Source organism: Microbulbifer sp. TB1203 (assembly GCF_030997045.1).
Classification (GTDB): Bacteria; Pseudomonadota; Gammaproteobacteria; order Pseudomonadales; family Cellvibrionaceae; genus Microbulbifer.
In genome coordinates this window covers 3,562,085-3,574,986 of record NZ_CP116899.1, presented here as the reverse complement: position 1 = coordinate 3,574,986, position 12,902 = coordinate 3,562,085, and the positions used below count along the sequence as shown (strand labels likewise).

At 60.0% G+C, this 12,902-nt stretch carries 14 protein-coding genes; 9 read left to right on the top strand and 5 right to left on the bottom strand.

All coding sequences use genetic code 11. The features are described 5' to 3' along the window. Positions 1 to 4 precede the first annotated feature (4 nt). The 7 genes from PP263_RS15000 (at position 5) to PP263_RS14970 (ending at position 5,628) form a co-directional block, all read left to right on the top strand. A complete protein-coding gene (locus PP263_RS15000) occupies positions 5 to 1,174 on the top strand; it encodes a beta-ketoacyl-ACP synthase (RefSeq protein ID WP_308364440.1) in 1,170 nt (389 codons plus the stop codon). Beyond that, the gene (locus PP263_RS14995) at positions 1,174 to 1,620 is read left to right on the top strand and encodes a hotdog family protein (protein ID WP_308364439.1); all 447 of its coding nucleotides are present in this window, start codon (positions 1,174 to 1,176) and stop codon (positions 1,618 to 1,620) included. The genes PP263_RS15000 and PP263_RS14995 overlap by 1 nt, the downstream gene beginning before the upstream one ends. After that, positions 1,621 to 2,349, top strand: a complete 729-nt coding sequence (fabG, locus tag PP263_RS14990; protein WP_308364437.1) for a 3-oxoacyl-ACP reductase FabG — start codon at positions 1,621 to 1,623, stop codon at positions 2,347 to 2,349. Beyond that, positions 2,349 to 3,575: a beta-ketoacyl-ACP synthase gene (locus tag PP263_RS14985; RefSeq protein ID WP_308364436.1), complete on the top strand. Its 1,227-nt coding sequence runs from the start codon at positions 2,349 to 2,351 to the stop codon at positions 3,573 to 3,575. The genes fabG and PP263_RS14985 overlap by 1 nt, the downstream gene beginning before the upstream one ends. A gap of 280 nt (positions 3,576 to 3,855) precedes the next feature. Next, positions 3,856 to 4,389, top strand: a complete 534-nt coding sequence (locus tag PP263_RS14980) for an acyloxyacyl hydrolase (RefSeq protein ID WP_308364435.1) — start codon at positions 3,856 to 3,858, stop codon at positions 4,387 to 4,389. A gap of 85 nt (positions 4,390 to 4,474) precedes the next feature. Then, positions 4,475 to 4,855, top strand: coding sequence for a hypothetical protein (locus tag PP263_RS14975; protein ID WP_308364434.1), 381 nt, complete (start codon positions 4,475 to 4,477; stop codon positions 4,853 to 4,855). A 134-nt stretch (positions 4,856 to 4,989) separates the two neighbouring features. Continuing rightward, positions 4,990 to 5,628, top strand: coding sequence for a sulfotransferase (locus PP263_RS14970; protein WP_308364433.1), 639 nt, complete (start codon positions 4,990 to 4,992; stop codon positions 5,626 to 5,628). A 147-nt stretch (positions 5,629 to 5,775) separates the two neighbouring features. Here the strand turns inward: PP263_RS14970 and PP263_RS14965 are convergent, their stop codons facing one another. The 4 genes from PP263_RS14965 to PP263_RS14950 all read right to left on the bottom strand — a co-directional run bounded on the left by PP263_RS14965 (position 5,776) and on the right by PP263_RS14950 (position 9,133). Beyond that, the gene (locus PP263_RS14965) at positions 5,776 to 6,381 is read right to left on the bottom strand and encodes a hypothetical protein (RefSeq protein ID WP_308364432.1); all 606 of its coding nucleotides are present in this window, start codon (positions 6,379 to 6,381) and stop codon (positions 5,776 to 5,778) included. 505 nt (positions 6,382 to 6,886) lie between these two features. Beyond that, complete coding sequence (locus PP263_RS14960; protein WP_308364431.1) at positions 6,887 to 7,285, bottom strand: hypothetical protein; 399 nt, start codon at positions 7,283 to 7,285, stop codon at positions 6,887 to 6,889. Positions 7,286 to 7,340: 55 nt separating this feature from the next. After that, positions 7,341 to 7,838 carry a hypothetical protein gene (locus tag PP263_RS14955; RefSeq protein ID WP_308364430.1) on the bottom strand — a complete coding sequence of 166 codons (498 nt, stop codon included), beginning with the start codon at positions 7,836 to 7,838 and terminating at the stop codon, positions 7,341 to 7,343. A gap of 164 nt (positions 7,839 to 8,002) precedes the next feature. Further along, complete coding sequence (locus PP263_RS14950) at positions 8,003 to 9,133, bottom strand: GNAT family N-acetyltransferase/peptidase C39 family protein (RefSeq protein WP_308364428.1); 1,131 nt, start codon at positions 9,131 to 9,133, stop codon at positions 8,003 to 8,005. Between the two features lie 145 nt (positions 9,134 to 9,278). On the opposite strand from PP263_RS14950, the gene PP263_RS14945 reads away from it, so the two are divergent. Beyond that, entirely contained in the window at positions 9,279 to 10,754 is a 1,476-nt protein-coding gene (locus PP263_RS14945) for a RimK family protein (RefSeq protein ID WP_308364425.1), read from the top strand. 86 nt (positions 10,755 to 10,840) lie between these two features. Here the strand turns inward: PP263_RS14945 and PP263_RS14940 are convergent, their stop codons facing one another. Continuing rightward, positions 10,841 to 11,722: a LysR family transcriptional regulator gene (locus PP263_RS14940; protein WP_183462490.1), complete on the bottom strand. Its 882-nt coding sequence runs from the start codon at positions 11,720 to 11,722 to the stop codon at positions 10,841 to 10,843. Positions 11,723 to 11,842: 120 nt separating this feature from the next. Here PP263_RS14940 and PP263_RS14935 point away from each other — a divergent pair, with 120 nt between their 5' ends. After that, positions 11,843 to 12,619, top strand: a complete 777-nt coding sequence (locus tag PP263_RS14935) for a ferredoxin--NADP reductase (RefSeq protein WP_183462488.1) — start codon at positions 11,843 to 11,845, stop codon at positions 12,617 to 12,619. Positions 12,620 to 12,902: the final 283 nt, after the last annotated feature.

Below are 12,902 nucleotides of genomic sequence, written 5' to 3'. Positions count from 1 at the left end.
GCCTATGAGCCAGTATTTTCTCAACCAACTGGGGCTCGCCTGCGCCCTGGGCAGCGATCGGCGGGAAGTCGCCCGGCGCCTGTTCGCCGGTGACACCTCGGCTATGCGCCCCGGCTCCCCCTGGCTGGACGGACACCAGGGGCGCTTCGGCGCCATCCGGGAAAGCCTGCCGGAGCTGCCCGCGCACCTGCGCCATTTCGATTGCCGCAACAACCGCGTCGCCGCACTGGTGGCGGAACAGATAGTGCCGGCTGTCGCCGAATTGCGGGAATCCTTTGGCGCTGCCCGCCTGGGCGTGGTGATGGGTACTTCCACTTCCGGTATTGCCAGCGGCGAGGCGCGGGTGGGTGGCGGGGAGGAAACCGAATACAGCTACCGCTACCAGCAGCAGATGGCGGGGCTGGCGGAGTTCGTCGCCGGTTACCTGCACATCGAGGGGCCGCGAATCACCGTATCCACCGCCTGCTCCTCCAGCGCCAATGCCTTCGCCAGCGCGCGGCGGCTGCTGGCCGGAAATATCTGCGATGCGGTGGTGGTCGGCGGGGTGGATACCTTTTGCGGTATGACGATAAAGGGATTCCACTCCCTGAGCGCATTGAGCGGCGGGCTGACACAGCCGTTCAGCGGCGCCCGCGACGGCATCAACCTGGGCGAGGCCGGAGCGCTGTTTGTATTGAGCCGGCAGCCCGGGAAAATCCGCCTGTGCGGCGTGGCCGCCAGTTCCGATGCCCACCATATGTCGGCGCCGGAGCCGGGCGGCCGCGGTGCCGAGGCCGCGATGCGCAGTGCGCTGGCGGATGCAAATCTGGCCGCGACAGATATCGATTACCTGAACCTGCATGGCACCGGAACGCCGCAGAACGACGCCATGGAGGCACGCGCGGTGAATGCGGTGCTGGGCTCGGGCGTCCACTGCTCCTCCACCAAGCCGCTGACCGGCCACACCCTGGGTGCCGCCGGCGCGCTGGAGGCCGCATTCTGTTGGCTGGCGTTGGACGAGGGCCGGCTGCCGCCCCACCGCTTCAATGGCGATTACGATGCGGAGCTGCAGCCGGTAAAATTGTATATCGGCGAAGAGCCGGCGCAGCGATCGCTGCGCTACACCATGAGCAATTCCTTCGCCTTCGGCGGCAGCAACTGCTCGGTCATTCTCGGTTTGCAGGGGGAGCAGTAGTGCAAAACTACCCGGCGGAAGAACTGGTACCGCACAGTGGCGATATGGCGCTGCTGGACGAAGTGGTCGGCGTGGGTGAGGAAACCCTCACGGCAACGCTGCGCGTGCGCAAGGACGGGATCTTCGATCGTGAAGGCCGGGTGCCGGCCTATGTGGGCATCGAATATATGGCGCAGGCGGTGGCCGCCTTCTCCGGTTACTGGGCGAAACAGGTGGGGGAGGAGGTGCGCCTGGGCTTCCTGCTGGGTACGCGCAAGTTTCTCAGCAATATCGACAGCTTCCGCTGCGGCGACCAGCTGACTGTCGACGTGGAGCGGCTGCTGCAGGCGGAGAATGGCATGGCCACCTTCGAGTGCCGCATCAGTGGCGAAGGCGTGGAGCAGAGCGCGCGCCTGAATGTGTTTCAACCGGAAAATATCGAAGAATATCTGAAGGGAAAAAAATAAATGTCCGAGTGGATTTTGGTCACCGGCTCCAGCCGGGGAATCGGCCGCGCCATTGCGCTGCAGCTGGCGCACGACGGCTACAACATCGTGCTGCACTGCCGCAGCCGCCGGGAGCAGGCGGAAGCCGTGGCGAAAGAGATCACCGAAGTGGGGCGGGAAGCGAGAATCCTGCAGTTCGATATCCTCGATCGCAGCGGCGCGCGCGAAGCGCTGACAAACGATGTGGAAGCGCACGGCGCCTATTACGGGGTGGTGTGCAACGCGGGTCTCACCGCCGACAACGCCTTCCCGGCGATGCCCGAGGAGGATTGGGACCGGGTGGTGCACACCAACCTGGACGGTTTCTACAATGTGCTGCACCCGCTCACCATGCCCATGGTGCGGCGCAAGGCGCCGGGGCGCATCGTGGTGATGACCTCGGTCTCCGGGCTTGCCGGCAACCGCGGCCAGGTAAATTACTCCGCGTCCAAGGCCGGGTTGATCGGCGCCAGCAAGGCGCTGGCACTGGAGCTGGCCAAGCGCCAGATCACCGTCAATTGTGTGGCCCCCGGGCTGATCGATACCGAAATGGTGAACGAGGATCTGCCGGTGGATGAAATCCTGAAAATGGTTCCCGCCCGCCGCCTGGGCAAACCTGAGGAGGTGGCTGCGACGGTGGCCTTCCTGATGCACGAGCGGGCCGGCTATATCACCCGCCAGGTAATTTCCGTAAACGGTGGTCTCTACTGATGAAACGCGTGGTAGTAACCGGCATGGCCGGCATTTCCCCCATCGGCCAGGGTTGGCAGCAGGTCAGGGAATCCTTGCAAATGCGCCGTTCCGGCGTGGTGTATATGGATGACTGGGACAAATACGAGGGATTGGAGACGCGCCTGGGCGCGCCGGTGGTGGATTTCGAAAAACCCGCGCACTACACCCGCAAGCGGGTGCGCAGCATGGGCCGGGTCTCGCTGATGGCGGTGCGCGCCACCGAGCTGGCGCTGGAGGAGGCTGGCCTGCTGGACGACCCGATCCTGAAAAGCGGTGCCGCCGGTGTGGCCTACGGCTCCTCCGCGGGCACCCCGGCGGCGATCGGCGACTTCGGCAATATGCTGATCAACCACCGCACCGACGGCCTCAACGCCACCAGCTATATCAAAATGATGTCGCACACCACCGCGGTGAATATCGGTGTATTTTTCGGCCTGTGCGGGCGCGTCTACACCACCAGTTCCGCCTGCACCTCCGGCAGCCAGGGCATCGGCTATGCCTACGAGGCGATCCGCAACGGCAGCCAGACGGTGATGGTCGCCGGAGGCGCCGAGGAACTTTGCGCAACCGAGGCGGCGGTGTTCGACACCCTCTTCGCCACTTCCACCAAAAACGAAACGCCGGGCGTCACCCCGCGCCCCTTCGATCGCGAGCGCGACGGTCTGGTGATCGGCGAGGGCGCCTGCACCCTGGTGCTGGAGGAGTACGAGCAGGCGGTAGCTCGCGGCGCGCGGATTTATGCGGAGATTGTCGGCTTCGGCACCAACTCTGACGGCAGCCACGTCACCCAGCCCCAGTCGCCCACCATGCAGGTGGCCCTGGAACAGGCTATCGCCCAGGCGGGCATCGATGCGCAAGCCATCGGCTATGTCAGCGCCCACGGCACCGCCACCGACCGCGGCGACGTGGCCGAGAGCCACGCCACCCTGAACGCCTTCGGTCGCGCCGTGCCGATCAGTTCGATGAAAAGCTACACCGGCCACACCCTGGGCGCCTGCGGCGCACTGGAGTCCTGGGCCAGTATCCAGATGATGCGCGAATGCTGGTTCCACCCCACCATCAACCTGGAAAACATCGATCCGGACTGCGCCGAGCTGGACTACATCCAGGGCGATGGCCGCGCGATCGATACCGAGTATGTGATGAGCAATAACTTTGCTTTTGGCGGCATCAACACTTCGTTGATCTTTAAGCGGCGGGTTTAAGGAATAAATCATCAGGGCCTTCGCGGTTTGCTAGAACCTCTTTGTAGGAGCTTGCTTGCAAGCGAACTGTGCGGGTAGCCAATCGGGAGTTGCCGTCCTTGGCGCAACCTTACAGTGTTCGATCAAGCCCCGGCTCCGCCATCCATGGCGGAGCGCCAATCCGCGCACAAAGCGATGCTTTGTATACGCGCGGCTTGGCCCTGCAAGCAGGCTCCTACAGGGAAAGATTGTAGGATGGGCAAAGCGAAGCGTGCCCATCAATTGAATCGAGGAGAAAGCGGTGAAACAAGTTCTGATTGTGTTGGCCCTGCTGTTGCTGTGCCAATCGGCATCCGCCAACGAACTGCTGCTCAGCGCCGGCGGCGGCCCGCAGCCGGACTCCGACCAGCGCAACCGCACCTACGGCATCGACTACTCCTTCAAAAAATTCGAAAAGAGCCACCGCCAGCATATCCACCTGGGGGTGAGCTACACCAAGGTGGAAACCGATACGGACGAGCACCGCTCCTTCTACGCGATTTCCATTTACCCCCAGCTGAATCTCTACCCGCGCCGGCAGAGCTGGGGCCAGCCGTACTTTTTTGTGCGCGCCCTGGGCCCCAGCTATATCAGCAGCAACCAGCTCGGCGACCGCCACCAGGACAACCACTTCGCCTTCCAGGCCCAGGTGGGCTACGCCGCGCGTATCGACTGGCAGGGCAGGGAGGATTTGGTGCTGATGGTGTCCTGGAAGCACTTTTCCAATGCCAATATCTTCAGTGACAACGACGGTATTGATATGCCTTTTGTGGTCAATGTAGGACTGAATTTCTGATTTTCAGAAATGGTCGCGGTTCTGCAAGGTGACTTGCCGCGATGCTTTTATTTCACCTGATCCAAGAAATAAGGAAAAACCAATAATGAAAAGGCTAATTGCATTTGCCGCAGCATCTCTTGTTCTCGCCGGCTGCTCAACTTCAACCTATCTCAAGCTACCGGAAGATTCGGTACTGAAAATCAAGCGGGGAACCGAAGAACCCTTCGTTGAGGGCAAGGTGACACGGACACCGCTGTCCTGGTCTTCCGCCGGCGGCATTCCATACAAGATCGAACAGAATGGAGAAGTTGTTCAGGAGGGCAGGTTGCGGTCCAGCTTTCGACCCGCGTCCATTTTCTGGCCGCCGGCCGGCGCCATCTATTGGCCGATGGGATTTGCTTATCCCTGCTACGACCTGACGCAGAAGGACGATCAAAGATGTTCCGCTGAAACCCTGCAGGCACTGAAGTCCAAGGATCAATAAGCGCTTGATGCGAAAGGGCACAACTATTGATACTAATGGCCGTGTCGGATCCAACAATTTCAGTCAAAACTCATGCTTTCGATACAGGCAGTATTTTGATCTGGCTGAATTTTTAGAACAATAAACTGGCTATCTTGAATATTCAGATTATCGGTGCGAGCTTTGGCCGCACCGGCACCCTTTCCCTACAGCGGGCGCTGGAAGAGCTCGGTTTTGGTCCCTGCTTGCATATGAGCAACTTCGCTGCGGATACGGAGCGCTGTCGCGCATGGCTGAAGGAGTTCCATGCGAAGCGGATAAACTGGTCGCGCCTGCTCAGTGGCTTCGCATCGGCGGTGGACTGGCCTGTGTGTGTTTTCCCCGAAGAGATTCTGGAGTGGGCTCCGGAGGTCAGGGTGATTGTTACCGAGCGGGATTTTGAGAGCTGGTACCGGAGCGTCTCAGATACCGTTTTCCCAGCATTGCGCTGGGCGGAATTGATACCCGAAAAGGCGAGGCCTGAATTCGTGCAGTTGGCCAGAGAGGTGATCGGCAACAGGACTTTCGCGGGAGAATTTGATCGAGAGTCTGTCTATCGCCTCTATCGGGTCCATTTGGAAAATATTGTTAAAATGGTACCCGCGGATCGGCTGTTGCGCTTCAGTGTCAGTGACGGTTGGGGCCCGCTGTGTGGGTTTCTCGGGAGACCGGTGCCGGACAGGCCTTTTCCCCGGGAAAACTCTTCTGGCGAATTTTTTTCGCTGCTGAGCCGGATGCGGCGGGTTGAAAAGTAGAAGGGGCGAAGTGGGCCATCCGGCAACCAGGCCGCCGGATGGAAGTGTGGATTACGCTTACTTACAGGGCCAGCCGTTTGTGGATAGCGTCATACAGGTAGCTAATCCAGCTTAATAAACACAGTTACCGGCACCTGCCGAGCAACATCAGAGTCCGTCAGAGGTTTCCAAAGTCTGCCGTGCGATTTCCTCTGGATCTTTGGAAAGCCATTTGGTGAGATAGGCATCTTTCTTGGATTCAATACTCGCAGCGTTGTTTTCGGCCCACAGCAGTGAAGTCTCGGAGTTCTCTACCAATTTGGTACTGGTTGCCCAATCGTCGAAATCCTTTGAAGAAGTGCTGAAGCTGCTGTCCGCGTTCTTCTTGATCGGTTGGAAGCTGAAGCGCGCCTTCCAGGCGCCCATGCGCGGGGTTACCATCGCATAATAGGTTTTACCCGCTTCCACGTCGGCCTTCATAAAGTCGGCGGCCTCGGAAACCACCATAAAAGTATGTTCGCCGGGCTCCACTTCATGTGAGATCTTGGTGCCATTGGCTATGATGCCGATAAATTCGTTCTTATCGCCTTTGACTTCAAACAGCGAAGCGTTGATTGCTGAACCGACGAAAGACGAGCGCATAAAAACAACTTGTGCTTTGTCCGGATTCGGAGCGGTGACAGTCTGGTTGGTGCTGACAAGCATCGGATTGCCGGCACAGGCGGCCAGCCAGATGGAGCTGGCGGCAAGTACAAGTTTAACCAAGCGCAACATATTGTTATCTCCCTTTATGGTGAAAAGCGCTAGCGCAGTTTGACATTTTTTAACTTGCCTGGATAGGCTGGCGGCGGAGGAGGATAGAAAGACAGGTCAGTCCTGGATGGCACCAAGTTGAGCGATGACCATGATGCGAAGAGCCTGATGCCGGGGCTTCTTTTGTAGGAGCTTGCTTGCAAGCGAACTGTGCGGGTAGCCAATCGCGAGTGCCGTCCTTGGCGCAAGCGTACAGTGTTCGATCAAGCCCCGGCTCCGCCATCCATGGCGGAGCGCCAATCCGCGCACAAAGCGATGCTTTGTATACGCGCGGCTTGGCCTTGCAAGCAGGCTCCTACAGGGAAAGATCGTAGGATGGGCAAAGCGAAGTGTGCCCATCGACTGAATCGAGGAGAGTAGGCTAAACAAGTTCTGAATGTGTTGGTTCTGCTGTTGCTATACCAGTCGGCATCCGCCAACGAACATCCGGCAGAAGCGCTGCCGGATGGAAGTGTGGGCTGGCTTACTACAAGGCCAGCCGCTTGTGGATAGCGTTATCAAGGTAGCTGATCCAGCGGTTGTAGTTCCGGTGAATGGTGTTGTTTCTCTCGTTGTAGTCCAGCATGGAGCTGTTCTTGTAGAGAATGTTGTAGCTGTTCTTGTTGTAAGAGATTTCAGTGGTGGCCCGGTGATTGCGCACCTTGATTGAGGCTTCGATCAGGCCGGGGCTGATTTCGCGGCAGTTCCAGCCCTTGTCCACGCAGCCGGCGAGAATGCCCTGTCTGACAGTTTCCGCGGTTTGCGGCACCCCGTTCAGGCGATTGGGTACCGGGCTGTCGTTGATATTCATTACCGAGTGACTGGTACAGCCGGCCAGAACTAGTGTAAACAGGGCGATAAAAAGCCCATGTATAACTGAACGCATAAGAATTCCTCAAGTTTCAATTAAACAAAGAGTTGATGTGATTTCGGAGGTCGATTTAACCCTGGTGCTTGTTCTTGATCCACTTGGCGACGTCATTTCCAAGCGTGTGCACGCAGCGCTCCAATACCTGGCATGACCCTTTAAAGCCGCCACCAAAGCCACCACTGGAGTTTCTGGCATTTTGAAAAGAGTCGATCAGTTCGCCGTCCCTATAAAGTTCGGCCTCAACGGTTACCGACTTGCGGTGACCGGTCCAGGCATTGCCGGAGCTGACAGCGTTGAGGATACTCAATTTGAGATTGAAGCCTTCGGTTTTCAGATCCAGCTCGGGCTGCAGTGCTGCGGAAAAACCGTACTTCTCCAGGAATTGTTTCGTCGAATCGGAAAATTTGTACCCCAGATTGGTGCATTCTCGAACGATATTCGGTGCAATTACCTTGGTATCGTAGTATTCCGCTTTCTGGTTGATGATGATCTCGGCATTGTCCTGTGCCAGCGTTGAAGCACCCAACAGAGTTCCGGCCAAGAAAACTACAACTTTCCCTGTTTTCATAATTCCCCCAAATTTGATTGCTATTTGTTCATTTGATTTGTGGCTATTGAAATGCGGGCAGGTTGTTTCCGCTCAAGCACGCGAGCAAAGTTACCAGAAATTGGGGAGGGGCCAAAGTGCAAGTGGCGGGACTGATGGGAATCCTTAACTTGGCGGTATTCGAGTCAGGCCCCGGTGGCGGGGGACCTTCGCACCACCACCGCAGTACGCAACCTCTCCCGCCCAAACAGCGACATCCTGGCAAAGTCCTCCCGCGCGATCGGCAGGTACTGGCTGTCGAGGGGATTCTGCTCGTCGTCGTAGTCCGGATCGTGCACATAGAGGCACTCATCGTCGAGTCCGGTCAGGGTCACCCAGTGGGGTACCTTCCTGCCGTCCAGGCGGTAGGTGCTGATCAGCAGCAGCGCCAGGGCGCCCTGCTCCAGCCACTGTTGTAGCTGGTCCTGGGTGAAGTCCTCCTCGATAACCGGAATATCCCGCTCGTGGGCGGACCGGCGGAAGTCTGCGTCCACCTGCCGAATGACCGTTTTTTTCCTTTCCGAGCGCACGCCGTGGGCGAACAGCGGCGTCCCCTGGTTCAGATAGACGGTGCAGTGAAAGCCGCGTGCGCGCATTGCCAGCGCCAGGCCTATCGGATGGCAGCCGCCGGTCCCGGACGTCATAAAGATGGTGGTGGCCTCGCGCCAAAGGGCCAGCTCCTCGCTGACCGAGGGCCGGTAGTCGGGGCGGAGCGCTGCCATCGCCATCATCGCCGCCGCCGGGCCGCAGGTGAAATCGGTGGTCTGGCCGTACCAGGGCACTTGCAGCCTGTGCAGATTCTCCGGGCGGTAGCGGATGCGCTTCTGCATGCGCAACGCATTGGCGTCGTCTTCGTAGTAATTGGGATAGCTGCCAAAGGTGCGGTAGCCCTGCCGCTGGTAGAGGGCGATGGCGTCGTGGTTGTCCTCGGCCACCTCCAGGCGCATAAAGAGGCGACCGCTGTGGCTGCTTTCCTCTTCAGCCGCCGACAGCAGAGCGCCGCCGATTCCCTGGCCGCGCCCGGCCGGACTCACCGCCAGGGAGTAGAGCCGCGCCAGGCGGGTGCCGCGGCGCAGCAGCACCAGCACATAGCCGAGCAACTGCCCGGCCCGTTCCGCCACCAGGAAGACGCGATTGTCCGCCGCCACCCAATGGCGCAGGCGCCGGCGGGAGAGGCGGTCGCTGCTGAAACAGGCCTGTTCCAGCGTGTGCAGGGCAGGCACATCCGCCGGGCAGGCGGGGCGAATCTGGTAAGTCGGAGAGTCGGAAGAGGGCATCTGGGAGTCCGCCAACCGGCGGCCGGAAACACCGCGAAGCTGCGGCTGAGCTACATTAGCAAAAGGCGCAAAAAAAGATAGGAGCTGGACAAAATTTCTTCTATCTTTCGCGCAGTTTTTCACCCTTACCGAGGCGCCTTTCCGAATGTCCCAGGTGCTGATTGTGATCGACCAACCCGCCGACTGGGCTCCCTACTATCCCAGCGAGCGAGTGATCACCTTTGCCGACTACTTACAACTGCCCGGCCGCCACCAGCGAGTGCGGGTGATCAACCTGTGTGCCAACTACGAGTACCGCAGCGAGGGCTACTACTGCTCGCTGCTGGCGGAGGCGCGCAGCCACCACGTACTGCCCAGCGTGCGCACCCTGAACGACCTGGCGGCGCCGCAGCTGTACAAGCTGCAGCTGGCGCGGGTGCTGCCGGCGTTGGGCAAGCTGCCCCGGCCCGAAGTGCCGGGGGAGACCCTGGTGGTCAAATCCTACTTCGGCCAGTGCCCGGAACCGGCGCTGCAACCCCTGGCGCGCCTGCTGTTCGATCGCTTTGCCTGCCCGGTGCTGGAGATCCACCTGGCCTGCCAGCAGCAGTGGGAGATCGTCGACCTGCGTATCTGTTCCCACCGCGAACTCAATGAGGCGGAGGAGACGCTGTTCGCCGAGGCCCTGGACAGCTTCAGTAATAAAGTGTGGCGCCAGCGCAAAAACCAGGGCAGCACCCGCTACGACCTGGCGATCCTGGTCAACCCGGAAGAGGCGTTGCCGCCCTCGGATAAGAGTGCGATCAAGAAGTTCGTCAGCGCCGGGCGCGAGCTGGGCTTCTCGGTGGAGCTGATCACCCCCGCGGACTATATGCGCCTGCCGGAGTTCGACGCCCTTTTTATCCGCGAGACCACCGCGATAGACCACCACACCTACCGCTTCGCTAAAAAGGCGGAAGCGGAGGGGCTGGTGGTGATCGATGACCCCACCAGCATCCTGCGCTGCACCAACAAGATCTACCTGGCGGATCTGTTTGCCACCCACAAGGTGTCGGCGCCCCGGACCTGCATTCTGCGCCGCGGCGACGAGGACAGCCTGCAGAAGGCGCTTTCAGAACTGGGCCTGCCGATGGTGATTAAAATCCCCGACGGCTCCTTCTCCCGCGGCGTGGTCAAAGTGAAGAGCGAGGAGGAACTGCGGGACAAGCTGGGCGAGTTGTTCGCCGAGTCCAGCCTGCTGCTCGCGCAGGAATACCTCTATACGGAATTCGACTGGCGCATCGGCGTGCTGAACAACAAGCCGCTCTACGCCTGCCGCTACTACATGGCGAAAAACCACTGGCAGATCTACAACCACAGCAACAAGAAAAACGCCAGCGGCGGCTTCGCCACCCTGCCCACTTTCGAGGTGCCGAAAGCCGTGCTGCAGGCCGCACTCAAGGCCACCAAGCCCATCGGCAACGGGTTCTATGGCGTGGATGTGAAGGAGTCCGCCGGCCGCGGCTATGTGATCGAGGTGAATGACAACCCGTCCATCGACAGCGGCGTGGAGGACAAATACCTGGGCCGGGAACTCTACCGGCTGATTCTCCAGGAATTTCTGCAGAGGCTGGATGCGCGGCGGGCGGGGCAGCAGCAGGGATAACCGCTGAGAAGGTCCTTACAGCGCACTTTCGTCGTTCCGGCGCAGGCCGAAACCCAGGTGTCACTGGACTGGACTTGCGCTGATCATCACGGCGCCTGCCGGCACAACTCCAGCCAGCGCTCGATCCCCGCGCTGCGGTACTTCTGCCGGTGCAGGGCGAAATAGAACTCGCGGGAGAAATCCCGCTGCGGCACCGGCAGCTCCACCAGCGAGCCGCGCTTCAGCGCGTCGGACAGGGACACCCTTGAGAGACAGCTGATCCCCAGCCCCGCCTCCACCGCGCGCTTGATCGCCTCGGTGTGCTGCAGCTCCAGCCGTATATGCAACTGCGGCAGCAGCCCGGCGAGAGCGCGCTCGAAGGTCTGGCGGGTGCCGGAGCCGGGCTCGCGCACTATCCAGGTGGCTCCGCACAGGTCTTTGTCGCTCAGCCGTTTGCGCCCCGCCAGGGCATGCTGCGGCGCGCAGAAGACCACCAGCTCGTCGTCGCGCCAGGGGATCATCTCCAGGTCCGGATGGTTGAGCTCCCCCTCGATCAGCCCCAGGTCCAGCTCGAAATTCAGCACCCGCTCGGCGATGGCCGCGGTATTGGCCACCTCCAGCTCCACCCGCGCCCCCGGTTGTTCCTCCATATAAAGGGCCATCACCCCCGCGGCCAGATAGTTGCCGATGGTCAGGGTGGCGCCGATCTTCAGCCGCCCCAGGTCCTGGTGTGCGGCCAGCGTCCGCTCCAGCTCCCGCGCCCGCTCCAGCAACTCCTCCGCCCGCGGCCAAAGCTGGCGGCCCAACTCGTTCAGGCGCAGGCGTTTGCCGGTGCGTTCGAACAGGCGCAGCTCGAACTGCTGCTCGAATTCCTTGAGTGCCGTGGAGGCGGCGGACTGGGACATATTCAGGCTGACCGCCGCGCGGCTCACGTTCTCGTAGTGGGCGCAGGCGAGGAAGACTTCCAACTGGCGAAGGGAATAGCGCACGGGAAATTCTTTAATTGAGTAAATCGATAAGGAATATCGAAATATCCCATTTTGCCAATAGATATTCTAGGGCTAAAATTCAATCATTAAGAGAATTCAGGAATAAGTGGTTCTAAACTTATGTCTAATTTGAATATAGAGAAGGTGCTCGAAGTCCATCACTGGAACGAGACGCTGTTCAGCTTCAAGACCAGTCGCGATCCGGCTTTTCGCTTCGAGAACGGGCACTTTACCATGATCGGTCTGCCGCAGGACAACGGCCGTCCGCTGCTGCGCGCCTACTCTATCGCCAGCGCCAACTACGAGGATGAGCTGGAGTTCTTCAGCATCAAGGTGCCGGACGGACCGCTCACCTCCCAGCTGCAGAAGATCAAGCCCGGCGACGAGATCTTCGTCAGCCGCAAACCCACCGGCACCCTGGTGGCGGACCACCTGCTCCCCGGTAAGCGCCTGTGGCTGCTGTCCACCGGCACCGGCCTGGCGCCCTTCCTCAGCATTATCAAGGACCCGGACGTGTACGAGCGCTTCGACCAGGTGATCCTCACCCACGGCGTGCGCCACGTGTCCGAGCTGGCCTACCAGGACTATATCGAAAACGAACTGCCGAACCACGAGTACTTCGGCGAGATGGTGAGCGAACAACTGCTCTACTACCCCACGGTGACCCGCGAGCCCTACCGCAATAACGGCCGCCTCACCGACCTGATGCTGTCCGGCAAGATCTTCAAGGACCTGGGCGTGCCCCAGCCGAATGTGGAAGAAGACCGCTTTATGCTCTGCGGCAGCCCCGCGATGCTCAAGGACCTCACCACCATTCTCGATGACTGGGGTTTCCGCGAGACCCGCGCCGGCGTGCCCCACGAGTATGTGATCGAGCGGGCCTTTGTGGAAAAGTAAGCGCCGCTAATTCGTCTTTTAAAAAAACCACCCGCCGGGTGGTTTTTTTTAGCGCGCAAAGTCTCTTTAGCTCAGCAATCCCAATCTTCTTAAACTGCCAAGTAACTGCTCACCCGTAGGAGCGGCCCATGGCCGCGATCGGCTTAGCTACGAAGTCAGATCGCTGAGATAGCTCGACACATCCATGTGCCCCGGCCTTTGGCCAGCTAAAGCTGCTCAAACCCGTTCCCAGCGTATTTGCCCGTGGCGTTCACCCTACAGGGAAAATATCGGCGTTTCCGTT

Bases quoted from the DNA above. Each gene is read 5' to 3' on its own strand.
- PP263_RS15000 (WP_308364440.1), top strand. From the start codon at position 5: ATGAGCCAGTATTTTCTCAACCAACTGGGGCTCGCCTGCGCCCTGGGC.
- fabG (WP_308364437.1), top strand. From the start codon at position 1,621: ATGTCCGAGTGGATTTTGGTCACCGGCTCCAGCCGGGGAATCGGCCGC.
- PP263_RS14985 (WP_308364436.1), top strand. From the start codon at position 2,349: ATGAAACGCGTGGTAGTAACCGGCATGGCCGGCATTTCCCCCATCGGC.
- PP263_RS14975 (WP_308364434.1), top strand. From the start codon at position 4,475: ATGAAAAGGCTAATTGCATTTGCCGCAGCATCTCTTGTTCTCGCCGGC.
- PP263_RS14965 (WP_308364432.1), bottom strand. From the start codon at position 6,381: ATGTTGCGCTTGGTTAAACTTGTACTTGCCGCCAGCTCCATCTGGCTG.
- PP263_RS14960 (WP_308364431.1), bottom strand. From the start codon at position 7,285: ATGCGTTCAGTTATACATGGGCTTTTTATCGCCCTGTTTACACTAGTT.
- PP263_RS14955 (WP_308364430.1), bottom strand. From the start codon at position 7,838: ATGAAAACAGGGAAAGTTGTAGTTTTCTTGGCCGGAACTCTGTTGGGT.
- PP263_RS14950 (WP_308364428.1), bottom strand. From the start codon at position 9,133: ATGCCCTCTTCCGACTCTCCGACTTACCAGATTCGCCCCGCCTGCCCG.
- PP263_RS14945 (WP_308364425.1), top strand. From the start codon at position 9,279: ATGTCCCAGGTGCTGATTGTGATCGACCAACCCGCCGACTGGGCTCCC.
- PP263_RS14935 (WP_183462488.1), top strand. From the start codon at position 11,843: ATGTCTAATTTGAATATAGAGAAGGTGCTCGAAGTCCATCACTGGAAC.